Origin of the sequence: Acinetobacter sp. YH12021, assembly GCF_013420145.1 — a bacterium.
Lineage (GTDB): Bacteria > Pseudomonadota > Gammaproteobacteria > Pseudomonadales > Moraxellaceae > Acinetobacter > Acinetobacter towneri.
This window is the reverse complement of record NZ_VOYT01000019.1, coordinates 23752-43660: the sequence shown is the minus strand read 5'-3', so window position 1 is coordinate 43660 and position 19909 is coordinate 23752. Positions and strand designations below refer to the sequence as shown.

18 protein-coding genes are annotated in these 19909 nt (G+C 40.8%); 16 read left to right on the top strand and 2 right to left on the bottom strand.

The annotated features are described in order from the left end of the window. The first annotated feature begins 277 nt into the window (after nucleotides 1–277). From FTT91_RS12180 to hisC, 7 genes are all read left to right on the top strand, one after another. Nucleotides 278–1732: an RNA polymerase factor sigma-54 gene (locus FTT91_RS12180; RefSeq protein ID WP_180169536.1), complete on the top strand. Its 1455-nt coding sequence runs from the start codon at nucleotides 278–280 to the stop codon at nucleotides 1730–1732. Between the two features lie 166 nt (nucleotides 1733–1898). Beyond that, nucleotides 1899–2231: a ribosome hibernation-promoting factor, HPF/YfiA family gene (gene hpf, locus FTT91_RS12175; protein WP_004975196.1), complete on the top strand. Its 333-nt coding sequence runs from the start codon at nucleotides 1899–1901 to the stop codon at nucleotides 2229–2231. 138 nt (nucleotides 2232–2369) lie between these two features. After that, complete coding sequence (gene ibaG / locus FTT91_RS12170) at nucleotides 2370–2621, top strand: BolA family iron metabolism protein IbaG (RefSeq protein ID WP_004975198.1); 252 nt, start codon at nucleotides 2370–2372, stop codon at nucleotides 2619–2621. Between the two features lie 7 nt (nucleotides 2622–2628). Continuing rightward, complete coding sequence (gene murA, locus FTT91_RS12165) at nucleotides 2629–3885, top strand: UDP-N-acetylglucosamine 1-carboxyvinyltransferase (RefSeq protein WP_179989114.1); 1257 nt, start codon at nucleotides 2629–2631, stop codon at nucleotides 3883–3885. Next, entirely contained in the window at nucleotides 3885–4589 is a 705-nt protein-coding gene (hisG, locus tag FTT91_RS12160; protein ID WP_004975201.1) for an ATP phosphoribosyltransferase, read from the top strand. Before murA ends, hisG begins: the two co-directional genes overlap by 1 nt. Before the next feature lie 186 nt (nucleotides 4590–4775). Then, nucleotides 4776–6080, top strand: coding sequence for a histidinol dehydrogenase (gene hisD / locus FTT91_RS12155; protein WP_162495523.1), 1305 nt, complete (start codon nucleotides 4776–4778; stop codon nucleotides 6078–6080). A 135-nt stretch (nucleotides 6081–6215) separates the two neighbouring features. Further along, nucleotides 6216–7304, top strand: coding sequence for a histidinol-phosphate transaminase (gene hisC / locus FTT91_RS12150; protein ID WP_131261923.1), 1089 nt, complete (start codon nucleotides 6216–6218; stop codon nucleotides 7302–7304). 66 nt (nucleotides 7305–7370) lie between these two features. Here hisC and FTT91_RS12145 read toward each other — a convergent pair whose 3' ends face one another. Continuing rightward, on the bottom strand, nucleotides 7371–8711 hold the full coding sequence (locus FTT91_RS12145; protein ID WP_180169535.1) for an anthranilate synthase component I family protein: 1341 nt from the start codon (nucleotides 8709–8711) through the stop codon (nucleotides 7371–7373). Between the two features lie 255 nt (nucleotides 8712–8966). On the opposite strand from FTT91_RS12145, the gene FTT91_RS12140 reads away from it, so the two are divergent. From FTT91_RS12140 to FTT91_RS12115, 6 genes are all read left to right on the top strand, one after another. Next, complete coding sequence (locus tag FTT91_RS12140) at nucleotides 8967–9971, top strand: DUF6160 family protein (RefSeq protein WP_180169534.1); 1005 nt, start codon at nucleotides 8967–8969, stop codon at nucleotides 9969–9971. A 193-nt stretch (nucleotides 9972–10164) separates the two neighbouring features. After that, the gene (locus tag FTT91_RS12135; RefSeq protein WP_180169533.1) at nucleotides 10165–10998 is read left to right on the top strand and encodes a C39 family peptidase; all 834 of its coding nucleotides are present in this window, start codon (nucleotides 10165–10167) and stop codon (nucleotides 10996–10998) included. Nucleotides 10999–11044: 46 nt separating this feature from the next. After that, the gene (locus FTT91_RS12130) at nucleotides 11045–12175 is read left to right on the top strand and encodes a hypothetical protein (RefSeq protein WP_004975214.1); all 1131 of its coding nucleotides are present in this window, start codon (nucleotides 11045–11047) and stop codon (nucleotides 12173–12175) included. 12 nt (nucleotides 12176–12187) lie between these two features. After that, a complete protein-coding gene (locus FTT91_RS12125) occupies nucleotides 12188–13852 on the top strand; it encodes an OmpP1/FadL family transporter (protein ID WP_004975217.1) in 1665 nt (554 codons plus the stop codon). Continuing rightward, nucleotides 13846–15213: a putative pilus assembly protein FilE gene (filE, locus tag FTT91_RS12120; RefSeq protein WP_180169532.1), complete on the top strand. Its 1368-nt coding sequence runs from the start codon at nucleotides 13846–13848 to the stop codon at nucleotides 15211–15213. Before FTT91_RS12125 ends, filE begins: the two co-directional genes overlap by 7 nt. Nucleotides 15214–15233: 20 nt before the next feature. Continuing rightward, on the top strand, nucleotides 15234–17144 hold the full coding sequence (locus tag FTT91_RS12115; protein ID WP_180169531.1) for a flagellar protein FilF: 1911 nt from the start codon (nucleotides 15234–15236) through the stop codon (nucleotides 17142–17144). Between the two features lie 101 nt (nucleotides 17145–17245). On the opposite strand, the gene FTT91_RS12110 is transcribed toward FTT91_RS12115, so the two are convergent. Then, nucleotides 17246–17794 (bottom strand): NUDIX hydrolase, encoded by a 549-nt coding sequence (locus tag FTT91_RS12110; protein ID WP_026438436.1) that lies wholly within the window; start codon nucleotides 17792–17794, stop codon nucleotides 17246–17248. A gap of 123 nt (nucleotides 17795–17917) precedes the next feature. On the opposite strand from FTT91_RS12110, the gene FTT91_RS12105 reads away from it, so the two are divergent. The 3 genes from FTT91_RS12105 to tsaB all read left to right on the top strand — a co-directional run bounded on the left by FTT91_RS12105 (nucleotide 17918) and on the right by tsaB (nucleotide 19902). Then, nucleotides 17918–18514 (top strand): CoA pyrophosphatase, encoded by a 597-nt coding sequence (locus FTT91_RS12105; protein ID WP_179989108.1) that lies wholly within the window; start codon nucleotides 17918–17920, stop codon nucleotides 18512–18514. A 31-nt stretch (nucleotides 18515–18545) separates the two neighbouring features. Continuing rightward, nucleotides 18546–19076 (top strand): gamma carbonic anhydrase family protein, encoded by a 531-nt coding sequence (locus FTT91_RS12100; protein WP_096902122.1) that lies wholly within the window; start codon nucleotides 18546–18548, stop codon nucleotides 19074–19076. A gap of 160 nt (nucleotides 19077–19236) precedes the next feature. Then, nucleotides 19237–19902, top strand: a complete 666-nt coding sequence (tsaB, locus tag FTT91_RS12095; RefSeq protein ID WP_180169530.1) for a tRNA (adenosine(37)-N6)-threonylcarbamoyltransferase complex dimerization subunit type 1 TsaB — start codon at nucleotides 19237–19239, stop codon at nucleotides 19900–19902. The last annotated feature ends 7 nt before the right edge of the window (nucleotides 19903–19909 follow it).

Genomic DNA, 19909 nt, shown 5'->3' with positions numbered 1-19909 from the left:
CAGAAGTGAAACCTCTTCGCGCTGATGGTAGTGTGGGGTTACCCATGTGAGAGTAAGTCATCGCCAGCTCATTATTCTAAACACCCTCAACTAGCGTTGGGGGTGTTTTTTTATGCAGGAAAGAAAAGTAGAAAGAAATCTGAACAGAACTTCTGATTAAAATCTTTATGTCTTTTGATAAATCTGTGCTATACCTAATAAAACGGCATAGAAATTGCTTATCAAAAACTTATATATTAAGTTGTTGAAAAACATAAATTTAAAAGAGTGGGTGAAAATGAAGTTATCGGTTGGATTAAAAGTTGCAAACTCCTTGTCACTGACACCGCAGTTACAACAAGCCATTCGTTTGCTTCAACTTTCGAGCTTGGAACTTGAACAAGAAGTTCAAATTCAGTTGGACAGTAATCCCTTATTAGAAAAAGTCGAAGAACAAAGTAGTGTCGAAAGTTTATCCACCTTAGAAGAGCAAGAGCATGATCAAAAGGATTTGACTAAAGAATTAAATGCAGATCATCTACCAAATGACTTGCCTGTCGATACAGACTGGGATGATGTGTACACTCATTTACCCACGAGTTTGGGAGCAGCGGAATATGAAGAGCGCGAGGATAATCGTCAGGGACATTTAGGTTTAAAAGAGCACATGATGCAACAAATCAATCTGTTGCATTTTTCTCAAGTCGAGCAGCTCATTGCCTACTGTATTGTCGATGCTTTGGATGACAATGGTTTCTTGGATTGTGAAATATCTGAAATCACTACATCTGTGCAACATTTATTGATCTCCATGGAATACGAAGATGAAATTGAAGACGATGAAGTTTTGGTCGTTTTGAAACATATTCAGCGTTTAGAGCCGATTGGTATTGGTTCGCGTAATTTGGCGGAATGTTTATCTATTCAGCTTGAAAGTTTGGCTACAGATGTGCCTTATCGGCAGGAAGCACTGCAACTCTTGCAGCATTATGAGTTATTAATTTCGAATGATTTAGCCAAGTTAATTAAGCAAACGGGTTTAAGCGCAGATCAGCTACAGCATGCAGTGGCTTTATTAAAAACCTTGAAAGCGCATCCTGGTACAGCATTTGAAGATCAGGAGTCAGATTATCAAATTCCAGATGTAGTGGTCAGTAAAAAGCAGGACCATTGGCAGGTGCAGCTGAATCCTGATGTTGTACCGAAGCTTAGAATCAATTCATTTTATGCCAATATGATTAAACGTGCAGATCAAAGCGAAGACAATCAATATTTGCGCAATCAAATGTTGGATGCAAAAAACTTTATTAAAAGTGTCGATGAGCGTCATAAAACTTTATTAAAAGTCGCAACCTGCATTGTGCAACATCAACGTGAATTTTTAGAAATTGGTGCTGAAGGAATGAAACCGTTGATTTTGCGTGATGTTGCCGATGAGGTGGAGTTGCATGAATCTACAGTTTCACGGGTGACCACCAATAAATATATGTTAACTCCACGTGGTTTATTTGAATTGAAATATTTCTTTTCAAGTCATGTTGGAACCTGTTCAGGTGGAGAAGCATCCTCAACTGCGATTCGCGCGAAGATTAAAAAGTTAATTGCAGATGAAAATCCACGTAAACCTTTGTCAGACAACACAATTGCAAACCTTCTTAAGGAAGAAGGAATTGATGTGGCACGTAGAACGGTTGCGAAATATCGTGAGTCATTAAATATTCCGTCATCTTCTGAACGAAAAGTCTTGATCTAGTTTTTAAAATCGGTCTATTCTAAGGATTCATTATGACCAAATAATGAATTTTTTTTGAAGGAATAGTTAGACATGATTTAAAGTGACCGCTGCAGTGATCTGTTATTTGGCAATCAATCATGTGAACTATGCCTTCCTAATCCTAATGAAGGTGAGGGATAGAATTATGCAAATAACAATTCGTGGACATCACTTAGCTATCACCCCTGCAATTGAAGAAAATATTCGACTTAAATTTGCACAAATGACCAAACATCTGGATCAGGTCAATAGTATGCAGGTGAAATTAAGTAAAGATCATCAAATCGATAAACATTCTAAAAAAGGCAGCGCCAATCATATTGCAGAAGCAATTATTCGTTTACCTGGAACGGAGCTTTTTGCGCAGGCTAGTGCAGATGATATGTATACTTCAATTAAGATGATGACAGAAAAATTAAAACGTCAGTTAGAGAAACATCGGAAGATGCAGCTGGATTATCAGCCTTTAGCCATCTAGTTAAAATGTGATTTAAAAAGAGGTTTTGGATAAACCTCTTTTTTTATTGCGATAATGTATAGGATTAATGAATTATTTTTTCTATTTATAGTAAAATGACAGGTTTTTACACCGTTGGTCCTATATGAGGTCTTTGTGATGAATAGTGAACAGCTCACTGAAATTTTAAAAGCTGCTTTTCCAGAGGCTGAAGTTGCTGTAAGTGGGCAAGGCGGCAAGTTTGATCTTCGTATTGTAGATAATCAGTTTGAAGGTAAGCGTCCTGTTGCTCGTCAACAAGCAGTGTATGCACCATTGAATAGCTATATTGCCAGCGGTGAAGTTCATGCGGTTACAATTCGTGCAATGACACAAGAAGAATGGCGTAAAGCAAGCTTATTTGGAGCTTAATAATTTAATGGATAAATTTTTAATTCAGGGCGGTAATAAGCTCGAAGGTGAAGTGCGTATTTCTGGTGCAAAAAATGCAGCCTTGCCACTTCTTGCTGCAATGATTCTTGCAGAAACGCCAATTACATTGAAAAATGTTCCAAATTTAAAAGATGTAAATACCTTAGTGAAGTTGATCGCAGGCTTGGGCATTAAAATGTCTTATGAAGGCGATACAGTCATTGCAGATACATCAACGTTGGACAACAAATTTGCACCTTATGAATTGGTAAAAACCATGCGTGCTTCTATTTTGGTGCTTGGCCCATTGGTCGCGCGCTATGGTAGTGCAAAAGTATCTTTGCCAGGTGGTTGTGCAATTGGTTCACGTCCTGTCGATCAACATCTTAAAGCACTCGAAGCGTTAGGTGCAGAAATTGAAGTCGAAAATGGTTATGTAAATGCCAAAGTCAATGGTCGCCTTAAAGGTGGCGAAGTGGTCTTTGATATGGTCACTGTTGGCGGTACAGAAAACATTCTCATGGCTGCGGTATTGGCAGATGGTGTTACTACCATTCGTAATGCTGCGCGTGAACCTGAAATTACTGACCTTGCGCAAATGCTCATTAAAATGGGCGCTAAAATTGAAGGTTTAGATACCGATACTTTAGTGGTTACAGGTGTTGAACACTTGCATGGTTGTGAGTATTCGGTGGTTGCTGACCGTATCGAAACGGGTTCTTATTTGGCTGCGGCTGCAATTACGGGCGGTAAAATCAGAACCACACATACCGATCCTGCCTTGCTAGAATCTGTGTTAGATAAGTTTGAAGAAATGGGTGCGGAAGTCACACGTGGCGATGACTGGATTGAACTGGACATGATGGGCAAGCGCCCTAAAGCCGTGAGTTTCAGAACTTTACCACATCCTGAATTTCCAACAGACATGCAAGCACAGTTAATGGCGGTGAATGCGATTGGACGCGGTTTTGCTACCATTTCGGAAACTATTTTTGAAAACCGTTTTATGCATGTCCCTGAGTTGTCACGTATGGGTGCCAATATTCAGGTAGAAGGCAATGATGCGGTGGTGACAGGCGTAGAAAAACTTTCTGCTGCACCTGTTATGGCAACTGATTTACGTGCCTCATTCTCGTTGGTGTTAGCAGCATTGGCGGCAGAAGGCGAAACATTGATTGACCGTATTTATCATATTGATCGCGGTTATGAAAATGTAGAACAAAAGTTACAAGGTTTAGGCGCCCAAATTAAGCGAGTAAATTGATGAATGACATGAGAAACGATGATCCAAATTTTGACGTCATGGGCAATTTTGATCATGGTTTAACTTTGGCATTAAGTAAGGGGCGAATTTTAAAAGAAACTTTGCCTTTATTAGAAACTGCGGGAATTAATTTACTGGAAGATCCAGATAAATCACGTAAGTTGATTTTCCCAACCACACATAAACAAGTGCGTATTTTAATTTTACGTGCCTCTGATGTACCAACTTATGTTGAAAATGGTGCGGCAGATATTGGGGTTGCGGGTAAAGACGTGCTGATGGAGCATGGCGCTCAAAATGTATATGAGCCGCTGGATCTGAAAATTGCCAATTGTAAATTAATGACTGCGGGCAAAGTTGGTATGCAGCGTCCAAAAGGTCGTTTAAAAATTGCCACTAAATATGTGAATTTGACCCGTCAATATTATGCCAGCTTAGGTGAGCAGGTTGATGTCATTAAACTCTATGGCTCAATGGAATTAGCACCATTGGTCGGTTTGGGTGATTACATTGTCGATGTGGTTGATACAGGTAATACTTTACGTGCCAACGGTTTAGAGCCGCTAGAAGAAATCTGTAAAGTATCTTCACGTTTAATTGTCAATAAAGCCAGTTTTAAGCGCAAGCAAGATTTGCTCAATCCAATTTTGGCACAACTTGAAAAAGCTGTGGCAGAACGAGAGTTGGCAAAACAATCTGCTTAACTTTGTATCCATCATCCTGCCTTCTCAAAAAACCGTCATTTAATGGCGGTTTTTTTATGTTCGTGCATGATTCTGTTCTTGAATGATTTCGAACGTGAATTTCCATCAAAACATACTGCTTTCGCCATGTATAGATTCCCACAAAGCCCTAGAAACAAGGTAAACTAAACTTTTCTATCAAACCTTGTGGGTAAATTGATGCGACGTTTATCGACTCAAGATCAAAGCTTTAAACAAGCCTTTGCAGACTTGTTGGCTTTTGAAACTGTCAGTGATCCTGAACTTTTAAAAACTGTAGATCAAATTATTGCTGATGTGCGTCAGCACGGTGATGCTCAGGTTCTTAAACTCACTCAACAGTTCGATCGACATCCAGCGCATCAATTTTCAGAACTTGAGTTAAGTCAGGAACAACTGAAAGCCGCATTTGATGCTTTAGATAACGAAGTTCGTGAAGCTTTGGAATTGGCTGCTGTACGTATTCGTGAATTTCACCAAGCGCAAAAGCAGGATGGCTGGACTTATGTTGATGCTTTGGGCAATACACTTGGGCAAAAAGTCACGCCATTAGATCGCGTTGGTATTTATGTACCGGGTGGTTTGGCATCTTATCCATCTTCTGTGCTCATGAATGCCGTGCCTGCGCATGTTGCTGGTGTACCTGAAATTATTATGGTGGTACCTGCACCGAATGGTGAACTCAATCCATTGGTTTTGGCCGCTGCATATTTAGCAGGGGTGACTCGTGTATTTACCATTGGCGGCGCGCAAGCCGTTGCTGCATTGGCTTATGGTACAGAAACCATCCCATCGGTAGATAAAATTACGGGGCCGGGTAACCGCTTTGTGGCGGCTGCAAAACGTGCTGTGTTTGGTCAGGTCGGCATTGATATGATTGCAGGGCCATCCGAAATTTTGGTTTATGCCGAAGGTGAAAATAATCCTGAATGGTTGGCGATGGATTTACTTTCCCAAGCCGAGCACGACACGGTTGCACAATCTATTTTTATTACACCAGATGCGCAATTGCTGAATCAGGTTGAACAAGCGATTGAACAGCACTTGGCGAATTTGCCTAAAGCTGAAATTGCCCGCACTTCTATTGCAAATCGTGGTGCATTGATCTTAGTCAAAGATCGTCAAGAGGCGATTGAATTGATCAACCAAGTTGCGCCCGAACACTTGGAGTTGTGTATGGATGATCCACAAGTGATGGCAGAAGAAATTCGTCATGCGGGTGCGATCTTTATGGGGCGCTATACACCAGAAGCTATTGGTGATTATTGTGCAGGGCCAAACCACGTATTACCAACGTCGGGTACAGCACGTTTTTCATCGCCATTGGGTGTTTACGATTTCCAAAAACGCTCAAGTCTGATTATGTGTTCAGCTGAGGGCGTGAAAAGTTTGGCGAAAACCGCTGATATTTTAGCGAAGCAGGAAAATCTGGATGCGCATGCACGATCAGCACGTTATCGTTATCAATCATAAATAGCATTACAACCTCTCCCTGACCCTCTCCTAATAAAGAGAGGGGAATTTAAACCACACAAATTTTGTGTCTTTAGTAATGAAAATTCCTCTCCCTTTGGGAGAGGTTAGGAGAGGGTTTAAAGAGAATACAAAATGAATATCACAGCAGAACAAATGCGTTTTTGGAGCCCTGAAGTACGTGAGCTAGAGCCTTATGTACCGGGTGAGCAGCCAAAAATTCAAAATTTATTAAAATTGAATACCAATGAAAACCCGTATCCACCTTCGCCTAAAGTGGTGGAAGCGGTGCAAAAGGTTTTAGAAAACTCGGCAGATGCACTGCGTTTATATCCAGATCCAGATGCGTCTGAGCTTAAGCAAGCCATTGCGAAACAGCAAAATGTAGCTGTTGGAAATGTCTTTGTTGGCAATGGTTCAGATGAAGTCCTTGCACATATTTTTAAGGCTTTTTTTGTTCAGGAACAGCCGTTACTGTATCCGGATATCACCTATAGTTTTTACCCTGTATATAGTCAATTTTTTGGGGTAAAAACTAAAATTTTGCCTTTAAATGATGATTTTGAAATTGTAGTTGATGACTATAAGCAAGCCAATGGTGGCATTATCATCACCAATCCGAATGCACCGACCAGTATTGCTTTAGGTTTAAGCGCGATTGAAGAAATTTTACAGGCCAATCCAAATTCAGTGGTGGTGATTGATGAGGCTTATGTCGATTTTGGTGCAGAGTCTGCAGTGAAATTGGTGGAAAAGTACGAGAATCTAGTGGTGTGTCAAACCACCTCTAAATCACGTTCATTGGCAGGTTTACGTGTTGGTTTTGCGATTGCACAACCACATTTAATTGCCGCATTGGAAGCCGTAAAAAATAGTTTTAACTCTTATCCAATGGATCGTTTTGCCATTGCAGCTGCGGTGGCATCTTTTCAAGATCAGGCGTATTTTGAAGCCCAATGCCAAAAAGTTATTGCTAGCCGTGAGAAATTGGTGACGGATTTAACGAGCTTGGGCTTTAAGATATTGCCATCACACGCCAACTTTATTTTTGCATCACATCCTCAACAGGATGCGGGTGAATTAGCTGCAGCATTACGTGAACGCGGTATTATTGTGCGTTATTTTAATAAACCACGCATCAATCAATATTTGCGCATTACTATTGGTACAGATGATCAAAATCAACGCTTAGTAGATACTTTAAAATACGATATTTTGGCTTAATTGTTAAAATATCGTAAAGGCGAGTGAAGCATTGAATTCACTCGCTTTTTTTGTTTTTGCGACATGCTATTGCGCAGGTTTGTACCAGCGGTTCAATAAGTCCAACATCGCTGAAACCTTATCAAAACATTCTTGATATTCTGCTTCACAAACAGATGCAATCGTGACGCCACCACCAGCCCATAATGAAACATCTTGCTGATATTTCTGAATAGAACGGATCAGGATATTCCAAGAACCCGTTCCATCGGCATCAAAATAACCCATAGAGCCGCAATAGGCGCCACGTGCTGCACCTTCGAGTTCATCTATAATTTGCATGGCACGAATTTTCGGTGCGCCTGTAATTGACCCACCTGGCAAGGCAGACATCAATACAGCAAAAGGATTCATCTCGGCTTTTAGTGTTGCGGTCACTTCACTGACCATGTGATGCACTTGGTTAAAAGACTCAATATTGAATAACTTTGGCGTTTTGACGCTGCCAGTTTCGGCATAAACACTTAAATCATTACGTAATAAATCCACAATCATCACATTTTCAGCCTGATCTTTTTTAGATTCACTTAATTGTTGTTTCGATTGTCGGTCTAATTCAGGATCGCCATAACGTGGCATCGTGCCCTTAATGGGTTTTGTGGTAATTTTTCGATTTTCCTCAAAATCGATAAAGAGTTCGGGCGAACAACTTAAAATTTCAAAATCACCAATACGTAAATAACCTGCATAAGGTGCATTGGTCAGTTGCCAAAACTGAGCTGCAGTTGCTAAAAGTGGACCTTGAGCCTCAGCGCTAAACTCTTGCGTAAGATTAATTTGATAACAATCTCCTGCCACTATATAGTCTTGAACATGTTGAAAGGCGCGTTGGTAATCTGTGAAATTCCAGCGGGCTTGACACTTTTGGCTTAATTGGAACTGTTCAATTATGGTTGATTGAGTATATAAATTTAAAATAAAATCAAAAATTTGCGTAGCAGCATCGTCTGAACTATAAAAATACCAGCCATCAGTTTCTTGCTGTAAATAGCTTTTAAATTGACCTAAAAAAACACTGGGTTGGGCGCGAGGCTGCATATTGATGTGTTGCTGTGCTGCTGCATCATACGAAACAAACCCCATTACACTGCAAAATGGGGCGGTGTCAGCATCTTCTAAAGCACCGAGATGAGCTGTTAAATCTAATTGAGTTGGACTTAATTCATATTGATCCAATGCCGTTTTTTGAAAGTAAAAATGTTGATGGTTTTGCTGCACACAATAGCGTTCAGCCAAAAAAGCAATACGTGCCTTTCCATTATTTTGCAAATAAATACAATGTGAAAGTGCTGCCAAAGCTTGCAAAATTCTTGCAGCCTCATATTCAGGTTCACAGAATAATTTTTTAAAATGAGTAGGATAGGACATAAAGCGTAAACAGCTGAGAGATTTTAAAAGGCTATTTTACATGATTGCAGCAGATAAAAAGCAAATAACCGTTTGTCGGTAAGATGTGGATTGCGACCAACAGCAGTTGAACAAAAAATAACTCAGATATACCTTTGTATGTGCAAACCGACTACTCAAGGAATGTGTGTTAGTGTTGTCCTCATTAAATAAAAAAACAATTACTAGCACTGAGTGGTAAAACCAAAAAAATAATACTCTCGGGAGAGTAACAAGATGAAAAAATTTACTAAACTTGCTTTGGTATCATCAATCGCGTTAACAACAAATGCAATGGCAATGCAGGCAATGGACGATACTGCATTAAGCGCAACTACTGGTCAAGATGGTTTAAGCATCGGGATTGGTATTTCTAAAATCGAAATCGAAAAACTTTTAATCCATGATAATGATGGTTTGGCTGCAAAAGGTGCTGCTGGAGACTTAGGTTTCGGTGGTACTTCAAAGGCAGGTGCTATCGTAATTAAAGGCAATGGTATTGCTGGAAATGCAAACGAAAAGCATGGTATTGTGATTGGCGCAAACTATGATGATAATGGTGCTTACTTGTTAGCTTCTCGTAACTTAGCTGACTTAGTGATTGATACAGACGCGGGTACAGGTACCAATAGTGCATTTATCAACGTGGCGGCACAAGTATCTGGCTTAGATATCAAAATTGGTGAAATTGGTGTATCTGCATCGAATGCTATGCCAGCAGCTGGTGCAACTAATATTCGCCGTGGTAACGATGATAAGAACTATAATGCAATTTTATCTGGTTTAACTTTAAAAACAGGTAAAATGGATGCCAATATTCAATTGGGTGCGGCTCCACAAGGTGCAATGATTAAATTAAACACCACAATGGTGGGTGGTTTAGAGATCAAAGACCTAGGTATTTTAGATAACTCTACTAAAGCAGGTACTGGAGATGGTACTGTAGGTAATCGTGCAGCAGGCCAAATCTATGTAGATAGCATTAAACTTACTGATGCAAACTCTACGGACTTAACCTTAAAACAAAACATTAGTGTGATTGGTAAGGAAGGTACTAACAATGGTTATATCCGTATTGTGAGTACTGGTGGTGCTAAAGATAACTATGTAGCAGGTATCCATTTAGGCAGTAAGGGTGCTGCTTCTATTGGTGATATGGAAGTTCAAGGTTTACAAACTTACTTTAGTCCAGCTGCTAGTGTATATACCAAAGGTGCTGTTATCACCATTTCAGGTCACTAATTTTAAAACTGAAAAAGCGCGTGAATTCACGCGCTTTTTTTTACAAATAAACTGATGAGTTCGCAAAAAAAATATAGAAAGCCCTTTTTTTTTTCTATAAAACGAGTATCTTTCTAAATACAAGGAAGTAGAGTGAAAACTCTAAAATAAAAATATTAGGCAGGTATTGCCGAGAACTAAAAAGTAAAAATATATGTTAGAGATCGCTTTGGGCTCGGCATTGATCTATTACGCTGCCACACAAGCCTTTGATTTAAAAGAACAGCATCCTGAAACTGTGCGTTACACAGAAACTTTGGATTCTAGAAATAATTCCTTTACCCGTATGCACAGAGAGCCTGTGCAAATTAAACCTGCTTTAGAAGATCAATTTCGCGGAATTGTGCGCCAAGCCTATGACTACAGTTGTGGTTCTGCAGCTTTAACAACCTTGCTGAATGGTTATGTAGGAACACAATTAAACGAGCAACAAACCATGAGTGGCTTGCTGCGTTATGGAGAATACGACCGAATTATTGAACGTCGTAGTTTTTCGCTATTGGATATGAAGCGCTTTGTCGCAGCTTTGGGCATGGAAAGTGGTGGATATCGCGGGGAGTTTTCGGATTTAGTTAAACAAGGACAGCCTGCAATTGTGCCGATTTCCTATGCAGGTTTTAAACATTTTGTGGTGTATAAGGCATATAAAAATGGACGTGTCTATGTGGCAGACCCTGCATTAGGCAATATCAGTTTTGATGAAGAACGCTTTAAAGAAGTCTGGGAAAATAACACCTTATTTCTAATTAATGTCGCACCGCAAAATCGTCAAACTATGTTGGCATTACAAGAAACAGATTTACGTCATGTGGAAGATGCAACAGTGAATCGTTATGCCTTTGTTGATATTCAATATCCACAATTTGCGATGGAAAAAATAGCCGATAAAGCATCGACAATACGTTTAGAGCGTAATGTAAATAAAGATTCTGAAAATTACGGACAGTACGAGCATCGTTTTTTAAGACTCTACTACAAAAACAAATAATCAGTTGTTCACGAAATACAAAAATAAAAAATGGAAGGGGTAAATCATGGATCGTAAATGGATGAATAAAACCTTATTGGCTCTCAGTATTCAAATGGTATTTGGGGTGGCTTATGCCGCAGAGGAGCCGCAATTAGGGGAATATGAAACCACAACTGAACAGGCAGAAGTATCAGATACAGCAGCATCAACTGCAGATACAAGTGCTGAAACAAATAGTGCGGTTGTCGCTGCAAATGGTGCACAAGCAGCATCATCTGCTTTGCAACAGCAAGAGGGCGACGCAACCAAAGAGGCGAATTTAGAGGAAGTGTTTACCTCGAATGAGCGTCAATATTCCCTTATGAGACAAGGTGAAATTTCATCTTATTATGATATTGATTATACCTATCATCGTGATACGCAGCTCGACCTTGAAATGGCTCAAGGTCAGTTGTATCAGCTTCGTGTGCAAGAAAATGCGTCCCACGCATTAACTAACACCTTCACCGCACAATATGGTTTGCGTGACAATTTAACTTTATCTGCTTCTGTACCATTGGTTGCAAAGTCAGACTTGTTAAAAGATGCCACGGCAGCAGGCTTGGGGGATATTTCTTTAGGTGCACGTTGGGAGCCATTCCCATTAAAAGCGGGGCGTTTACCTTTAATTTTATTCGCAAATTTATCGACCAAAACGGGGGATAGTCCTTACGAGATTAATCCTGTTAAAGATTTATCAACAGGTAAGGGTTACTACTCTGCAGGCATCGGTGCAAGTACGCGTAAGTATATTGACCCAGTTGTATTGTTTGCTTCTGCTTCAGCCAACTATGGTTTTAAAGAAAGCGGTCTCAATCAAATTCGCGGTAGCCGTATTATTGAAGAGTTTGAGCCAGGTATTAGTGGTGGTTTTGCTTTTGGTTTTGCTTATTCGTTTAACTACGATGTGTCGATGACCATGTCCTATCAGCAAAGCTTTAATACAGGTTCGGAGTTTACTTATCATACGGGTGAAAGCTATTCACCTGCAGACCAGACCAGTTCGACTTTGGCTATTTCATTAGGCGTTCGCGTTTCACCTGAAACCATTGTGAATGGTACGGTAGGAATCGGTCTGACCGAAGACGCGCCAGACGTATCACTTGGTTTGTCATTCCCACTGGATATTCTCGGTTTCGGTAAAAAAATTCGCTAAGAGGCTAGTCGCATGAAAATGATACGACTTCGCCCGTTAGTGACTGCAATTATACTGTCGGGCTGTTCAGGGGCTGCTTTTGCGCAGCTTGGACAAAACTTATCTGTCGATATTCGTTCTTTGACTATGGGGAATGCGGTCACTGCAGATCCTCCTGGTATTAGTGCGATTCACTTTAACCCTGCTGCACTGACCAAGATTGAAGGTTTGCAAACAGATGTGCAAGGGGTGTTGGCACATTTTGATGTACAGCGTGAGCTTTCTGTTCCAGCAGGTTATGACGTATTTGGTTATTCTGATGACCCTGTGGTGTGTAACGATGGGCCAGAAATTTTGGCCGATTTTTGTACCGATTTTAAAGGTACAGTACAAGCCGATGTCGAATATCCAACGTTGTATGTCCCGATTCTGAAAAAATTTGTCGATTTAGGTAAGGGTATGCCACTGGCAGCGCCAACCAACGGTATTGCCTATAATCCACCTGGTTCCAAAGTAACCTTTGCCACCGCATTATATGCACCGCTGATTGCAGGCTTTGGTGCCGAAAATGGTAACCCTGGTAACTTTATGGGACAACAGGTTGCCTTAGAACGTATCACCTATCTTTCTCCATCTATTGCCTATCAAGTCAATGATGAATTGTCAGTCGGTGCGTCAATTGGGATGTCTTACCAAGCTATCGCCATGAATACCGATTTGCGCTTCCCGAATGAACTAATCGGGATGTTGCGTATGGTGGATGAGGTCGTCTGTACGCCATTTAAAGAAAATTCAGACATCATTACCGATATTTTGTTGCTCGGGATTTGTAATGCCGAAGAAGGCATGAATCCATTTTCCCGTTTTGGGCAAATGCAACTGGCGGTTGAGCAAAGTTTAAGCCCGAGTTATAACTTGGGTATTTTGTGGGAACCGACAGAAGATTTTAGCTTTGGTATGGTGTATCAGAGTGCAGCTAAAATGCGCTTAAAGGGCAAATATCATATTGATAACTCGAAAGCACCGCGTGAGTTAATTAATGGTTTGATGTCTTCACCAACAGGTCAGATTTTAGCGGCAATTTTAGGTTTCCCAAGTTATATTCCAGCCAGTGAGTCTGGTTTGGTTTCTATGGATTTTGAATATCCTGCGCACTTTCAAGCGGGGATAAAATATAAAGTCATGCCTGATTTACAAGTCAATTTTGATGTGGGCTGGACTGACTATAAAGCATGGGATAAATTCAAATTCGAGTTTGACCGTCAAATCTCGGCATTAAAAATTGCAAAACTGCTTTCGGAGCATGTGTCTGATGACAGTTTAGCTTTGCCATTAGAGTTTAAGTCACCGTGGAACTGGGGTGTTGGCATCGAATATTCAGCCACAGACCGTTTAAAACTGCGTGCGGGTTATGAACCACGTGGTAGTGCGATTCCTGACAATAAACGTAACACCATGGTACCAATTAATAATGCACGTTTATTCGGTCTGGGTGTGGGATATCGTTTTGATGCAGATACAGACCTTGATTTATCCATCGGCTTTTTACAAAGTAAGGATAAAATTCCAGCCAATACCAGTAGCTTAGCCAATAAGGAAGGTGTGAATAACCTGCTGTTAAACCCTTATGCGGGTTTGAATGTGAAAACGGATACAAAAATTACAATTCTTGGATTGAGTTATAGAACACGATGGTAAGTTCAGTACGGAAAATAAAACGGACTTTATTTTCAAAGTCGATACTCACACTGATTTTCAGTATGGGATCGGTGTGTTACGCGAATCAGTTTTACACCATTATTGGACCAGATGGTCGTCCAATTGTGGTGCAGCGTAATGCTGCAGAAAAAAAGCAAACGATACAGGCGTTGGAAACCGCACAACAGCAAAAGCAAGTCCAACAAAAGCAAGTCCAACAAAAGCAACTACAAGAAAATCAACAACAAGACCAGTTTAAGCAAGACAAGGTGCATCAAGCACAGCAGATACCTGCTCAAACATCCGTTCAGGTATCTAAAAATACTTCTGCTCAGGTGAACAAGCAACTGAATCAGTCTAAGCCGAATATCTCAGAACAATCCGCTACGTCACAAAATCAGGCCAGTCAAAGCAAAGTGAATTCAACATTGCGCGCATCACACACTGAGCCAAATGCAGCGCAGCAAGAAATTTCCAGTGCGGAATCTGTTCATCAAACAGGATTCACTAAAGAAGTGATGATCAACAAAGTTGCTGTTAAACCATCTGTGTTAGAGGGGTTACAACAGCTTCCTCAGCAATTTGCGATTGATCCATCCACAGTGTCTGTCTCTAAAAAAACACCAGATCAAGCATCGCATACATCTGCCCAACAAACGGGTTTTATGGAGATGGCGGGTGAACAGTATGTTAAAAGTGAGTATTTGGAAGATCAGGAGTTTAATTTAGAAGGGAAAAAACGCTTTTACAGTATGCCAGAAGGCATGATTGACACAAAAAATGGCGGTGGTGCTCGTATGCAAGTGGTCGAACGTGAACGTGGTGTAAGCCGTTCCGTTCTCAATAAATTATTTAAAAAGCAATCGGTTGCTGAGCCTCACGCTATTGTTTTGGCTGCAGACTATTATCGTGTTAATCAAGCTGAAGCAATTGAGGGTTTGGGGCAGCAATGTTTTGCTGAAAGCAAAAAAAATAAAGCTAAAACCTTAAAAGCACAACAAGATTTAAATTTGTGGCCTAGAGCTCCCTTAACCGAAAAATTTGATTATGAATTGGTGAAGTTAGAAGGCAATATTCAAAATATTCAAATCAACTCTTATGCCATGAAGCAAAATCAACCGACCTTTTATTGGCCGTTTGTGGTTTTTCTGGATCAAAAAGGCTGTGTGATTGAAGGTGCTGGTGGTTTTAGAAATCAGGATACTGCAGGCAATGTCTTACAACATGAGGTGATAGAGGGCATGCTGCAACTTCCAAAAAATAGCCACTATGTATTATTAACGCCATTGGCTTCTGCAGTGGATATGGAACATCGCGCGCTCAGTAACCAAGGGCAATTAAAACTCATTGCGATACGCTAACAACAATAAGAGAATTCAGGATGAAAACAAGACATATTTTACCTTTTGCAACGACAGCATTGATGGCGGCCTTGAGTGGTTGTGGTGGAGAAAGTGCCAATATTAATCCAGAGCCTAATGCTGTGGCGTATATCAATGGAAGTTGTGCCAGTACAGCAAAAAACTGCGTGGAATTTGCATTGGATTATCCTGTGGATGGTTTGAATTTTACCTGTAGCAGTGATACCAGTAAAACCTACATCACCATGATTGAGCCGAAAAGTAATGCGGCAACAGGTAAATGTAGTGAAGGAGATAAAGTCCACTTCTTTATTCAGGAAAAGACCAATCAATATATTGATTTAGGCACAGTATCATTGTCTGATATTGGAATGGTCAGTACTGCAGGCGCGGGTTATCCACGTTTAAGTGTGTTAGATATGGCACGTGGATTAACAGGACGCCAAGCAACGAGTTTAAGTAGTAGTGACGAAACGATACAGGTCGCGACTGCAATTGTACGTGTTTTACAGGCTTTATCTCTTGAAAATAAAAATTTTGTCGCAGGCGATATTCAGCCTTTAACGATTACGACACTCAAAAAAGAACAATTGGCAAATGTTGCTGAGTCCGTTGAGCTTGGTGACTATCGTTCAGGGGCTTATGCCAGTATTTTACGCCCGTGGGTAGATGTGTCACAGGTATCTCAAGATGATGCTTATCAAGCATTAAACACCTTGGTTTACATGAATAACTCGGCATCTTATCAAGCTAACTATCCGATTTTAGCCAAAGAAGACTCACAATTGCCACAGGGTTTATATGGCTGTAATTTGGCAGATTGTAAATCTACGGTCGCAGATTTGAAACACCTCATTGGGCAGTATCAACTGATTACAGACCGTTCAGGGTATACCTTCGGTTATGGTATGCAGTGGAAAGGTGCGGTGTCTGCGAACACGACTAACCCAATTTTAACGGTGAGTGGTGAATTGATTCGTAAAGTGCGTCCTGAGCGTATGGTTGCAGCAGCACAAACCACATGGGTCAACCCATTGAATAAACGTATTCAGGGGCCATTCCATTTTAGTGTGAATGACAATACGGCTGATGATTTTAAAATTACCCAAGGTAAGGTGTTTAATGATTATTTAATTGCGGGCACGGAAGGTTTTTATAAATTATTGACCAAATCTACAACAGCGAATCCTGCAGATTATGGTCAATGGCAACAAACTATAGGCACTGATCAGTTCAAAGGTTCTTTTGATGCCTATAAATTCTTTTCTGTGAACTTTTTGGATAATCGCGTTTTTAAAACCCAAAAAAATGTACCTTTAGGCAGTCGCTATATTTTCCCAATTTATGCAACCTTGACCTTTAATTTTGATGGCGGAACGACGACAGATAGCATCAAATTAGGTGTTGTTTTAGATGAAGATGGCAATATTCGTACAGATATAGCACCAAATGCCACAGAAACCGATATGTCTGGTCAGTGTGCAGCAATTAGTCAGTCTGGTGCTGAATATGTTGATACAAATGGTGTGCAGCAATACCGTATAGGTGTGTTAGGTGCAACCGATATCGACAATAAAGCAGTTACTTTGCGTATGATTTTGGCCAATCCAATATTTCATAAACTTGATGGCGCAGTCATTGGTTTGAATACCAAAATTGAAGCGGTTGAAGGTGGAAATGGTCAAGTGGTGGGCGGTGCACGTGCCAATATTGGCAATTTAGTTGCAGCCAACTCTACACGTATTACATTGTCTGATTTCAATGGCTCAACAGTGAAGTGGAGCAATATTTATCATGCGCAACTTGCAACTTACGTGGCTCAAAACCCAGCTTTAGCAACCGATACAGATAAAGCTTTGGTGAAAGCCCAAGGTGGAGCTGTAAGTCTAGATGTTGCCGAATGTTATAACCCAGATAAAGTGCGTATTTAGCATTAATTTCCTATGATATAGAGATGAAAATAGCTCACTACTCAGTGGGCTATTTATTATTCAGATTTTAGCTTGATTCAAATGAACATCATGTGGGGTTTTTAACCCGTATGATCGGTACGTGAACCTAAGGTTTCTAAGTGGGTCGTGAAATGGTTGTTTTTTCGATCTGCAAAGTAGTGTTGTAAAGTACGTTCTACACTTGGGAAAGCCAATTCAGACCACGGAATTTCATCTTCACTAAACAAGCGTGATTCGATGGTTTCTTCACCTGCACCAAATTGACCATTCAACAATTGAGCTTTGAACAGCACATAAATTTGCCCAATCCGTGGAATGTTATACATGCAATAAAGTTGTTCGATTTCAATTTCCGCTTCGGCTTCTTCGCGGGTTTCACGGGCAGAACCTTGCTCCATGGTTTCAAACATTTCCATATAGCCTGCGGGTAAAGTCCACAAACCATAGCGTGGTTCAATTGCACGACGACACAACAATACTTTATTTTCCCAAACGACCAATGCACCACAAATGACTTTTGGATTGACATAGTGAATATTGCCACATGCGCTACACACTTGACGTAATTGCTGATCGCCAAGCGGAATTTTCGTTGTTGTTTTTTGTCCACAATTTCCACAAAAGTTCATAGTGATCGTCATTGTTGAAGGGAGTTCTCAGAATAACTGAAAATTTCAACTTTGGCATCCTCTCTATCTATTGCCCACCTATTTCAGCTATGATGAAAACTTAGACAAGGAGAATTATAAGGCATGATTGATCATTCGCTCACGCATCTATTACAGCAACGTTTGCGCTTTTCTAAAACGTTCATGGAAGCGCATGCAGCGGTATTGATTGCCATTACCGACGAGTCTGATCCAAAGGTATTGCTAACCCGCCGTTCTACCTTACTCAATAATCACGCGGGTGAGGTGTCTTTCCCTGGTGGCAAACGCGATCCGCAAGATACCAGTAATATTGTGGTGGCATTGCGTGAAGCGCAGGAAGAAACCGCATTAAATCCATTTGAAGTGCAGTTGATTGGTGACTTGCCAATGCAAAAAGCCCGTAATGGAATGTTAGTCAAACCTGTGGTGGGGCTGATTCCCCCAAAAGTAGAACTAATTGCACAACCTTCAGAAATTGATCGGATCTTTTTTGCCTCTTTGCAGCATTTAATGGAAGCGCCACCAACGCCGTATGAAGTGAGCTTTGCACAACAAAAATTATATTTTCCGAGTATGCAGGTTGAAGATGAAGTGGTTTGGGGCTTAACAGCGCGGATGTTGGTGTCTTTATTTGAATATGGTTTGGATTATCGTAAAGAATGGCCGTTTTTGTTAAATTCACCAACATTTAAGAAATAGAAAAATTTTGATGTGAAGATAGGAAGGAACCATGTTGTATAAGTTTAAAGGATATGCCCCGAAAGCAATGCAGCAACCGTGGGATGGTTGGGTGGCGGATAATGCCACGGTCATTGGTCAGGTTGAGTTGGGACAGAAAGTTAGTATTTGGTTTGGGGCTGTGGTACGTGCCGATAACAGTAAAATCAAATTGGGTAATTTTAGTAATGTTCAGGAAAATGCTGTTTTGCACACCGATGCAGGTATTGAAATGCAGATTGGTGATTATGTGACTATTGGACATCTGGCGATGTTACATGGTTGTACCGTGGGCGATAACACCCTGATTGGTATTAATGCAGTGGTGCTGAATCATGCGGTGATTGGTAAAAACTGTATTATTGGCGCGAATGCTTTAATTCCTGAAGGGAAAGTGATTCCCGATAATTCTGTGGTGATGGGTTCTCCCGGTAAAGTGGTTAAGATTTTGGATGAGTCTGCAGAAGCACGTTTAAAAATGAGTGCGCTGCACTATGCTGAACATTTTCAGCATTTTGTAAACCTAGAGCCTGCAACACTCTAAAATAGAATTTGCATCGTTTAGTCAAACGCATTTTTTAGCTGTAATTACATAGAATTTTATACTCAGGAATTGCAATCTAAGGGATGTAAATCCTCGCGTGAATTTCAGGAGTGGAGTATCATAACGCCAATTTTTGATATTTACTCCTTGAAGGTTGTGCATGAAATTGCTGGCATTGGAAACTGCCAATGAGCAGTGTTCCGTTTCGATTGTAGATGAAACACAGGAACTCTTTTTTCAATTAGATGCGCGAGCAAAAGCACAAACGCAAACCATCTTACCGATGATTGAGCAAGGCTTTGCTGAAACTCAAATTAGTACGGCTGATCTGACTGCAATTGCCTTTAGCCGTGGCCCGGGTTCTTTTAGCGGTGTGCGAATTAATGCGGCAGTCACGCAAGCTTTGGCGTGGGCGCATGATGTGCCTGTAATTCCTGTATCGACTTTGCAGGCATTGGCGCAGGCGGCTTATCGTCTTGAAGGATTAACTGCGGTTACGGCTGTGTTGGATGCACGCATGAATGAGGTGTATATCGCCAGTTTTGAGCTAGATGCACAAGGAATCATGCAGGCGGTTGATCAGGAACAATTATTGAATTATAGCGATGCTGCACAGACGGTACGCTTTCAATTGGTCGGTTCTGGTGCAGGTCTCATTGATCAAGAACAAATACAATACAAAGGCTTAAGTGCAACCGCACAAGATATTGCTACTATTGCACGCGTCTGTGCACAGCAACAGCAATGGGTCAGCGCAGAACAAGCATTGCCTATCTATTTACGTGACAATGCTTGGAAAAAAATTCCAGAACAAGGCAAGGCATAATTAGGGT

Bases quoted from the DNA above. Each gene is read 5' to 3' on its own strand.
- FTT91_RS12135 (WP_180169533.1), top strand. From the start codon at position 10,165: ATGTTAGAGATCGCTTTGGGCTCGGCATTGATCTATTACGCTGCCACA.
- FTT91_RS12180 (WP_180169536.1), top strand. From the start codon at position 278: ATGAAGTTATCGGTTGGATTAAAAGTTGCAAACTCCTTGTCACTGACA.
- FTT91_RS12115 (WP_180169531.1), top strand. From the start codon at position 15,234: ATGAAAACAAGACATATTTTACCTTTTGCAACGACAGCATTGATGGCG.
- hisC (WP_131261923.1), top strand. From the start codon at position 6,216: ATGAATATCACAGCAGAACAAATGCGTTTTTGGAGCCCTGAAGTACGT.
- FTT91_RS12140 (WP_180169534.1), top strand. From the start codon at position 8,967: ATGAAAAAATTTACTAAACTTGCTTTGGTATCATCAATCGCGTTAACA.
- hisG (WP_004975201.1), top strand. From the start codon at position 3,885: ATGAATGACATGAGAAACGATGATCCAAATTTTGACGTCATGGGCAAT.
- FTT91_RS12100 (WP_096902122.1), top strand. From the start codon at position 18,546: ATGTTGTATAAGTTTAAAGGATATGCCCCGAAAGCAATGCAGCAACCG.
- FTT91_RS12130 (WP_004975214.1), top strand. From the start codon at position 11,045: ATGGATCGTAAATGGATGAATAAAACCTTATTGGCTCTCAGTATTCAA.
- ibaG (WP_004975198.1), top strand. From the start codon at position 2,370: ATGAATAGTGAACAGCTCACTGAAATTTTAAAAGCTGCTTTTCCAGAG.
- filE (WP_180169532.1), top strand. From the start codon at position 13,846: ATGGTAAGTTCAGTACGGAAAATAAAACGGACTTTATTTTCAAAGTCG.
- murA (WP_179989114.1), top strand. From the start codon at position 2,629: ATGGATAAATTTTTAATTCAGGGCGGTAATAAGCTCGAAGGTGAAGTG.
- FTT91_RS12145 (WP_180169535.1), bottom strand. From the start codon at position 8,711: ATGTCCTATCCTACTCATTTTAAAAAATTATTCTGTGAACCTGAATAT.
- FTT91_RS12125 (WP_004975217.1), top strand. From the start codon at position 12,188: ATGAAAATGATACGACTTCGCCCGTTAGTGACTGCAATTATACTGTCG.
- FTT91_RS12105 (WP_179989108.1), top strand. From the start codon at position 17,918: ATGATTGATCATTCGCTCACGCATCTATTACAGCAACGTTTGCGCTTT.
- FTT91_RS12110 (WP_026438436.1), bottom strand. From the start codon at position 17,794: ATGAACTTTTGTGGAAATTGTGGACAAAAAACAACAACGAAAATTCCG.
- tsaB (WP_180169530.1), top strand. From the start codon at position 19,237: ATGAAATTGCTGGCATTGGAAACTGCCAATGAGCAGTGTTCCGTTTCG.
- hpf (WP_004975196.1), top strand. From the start codon at position 1,899: ATGCAAATAACAATTCGTGGACATCACTTAGCTATCACCCCTGCAATT.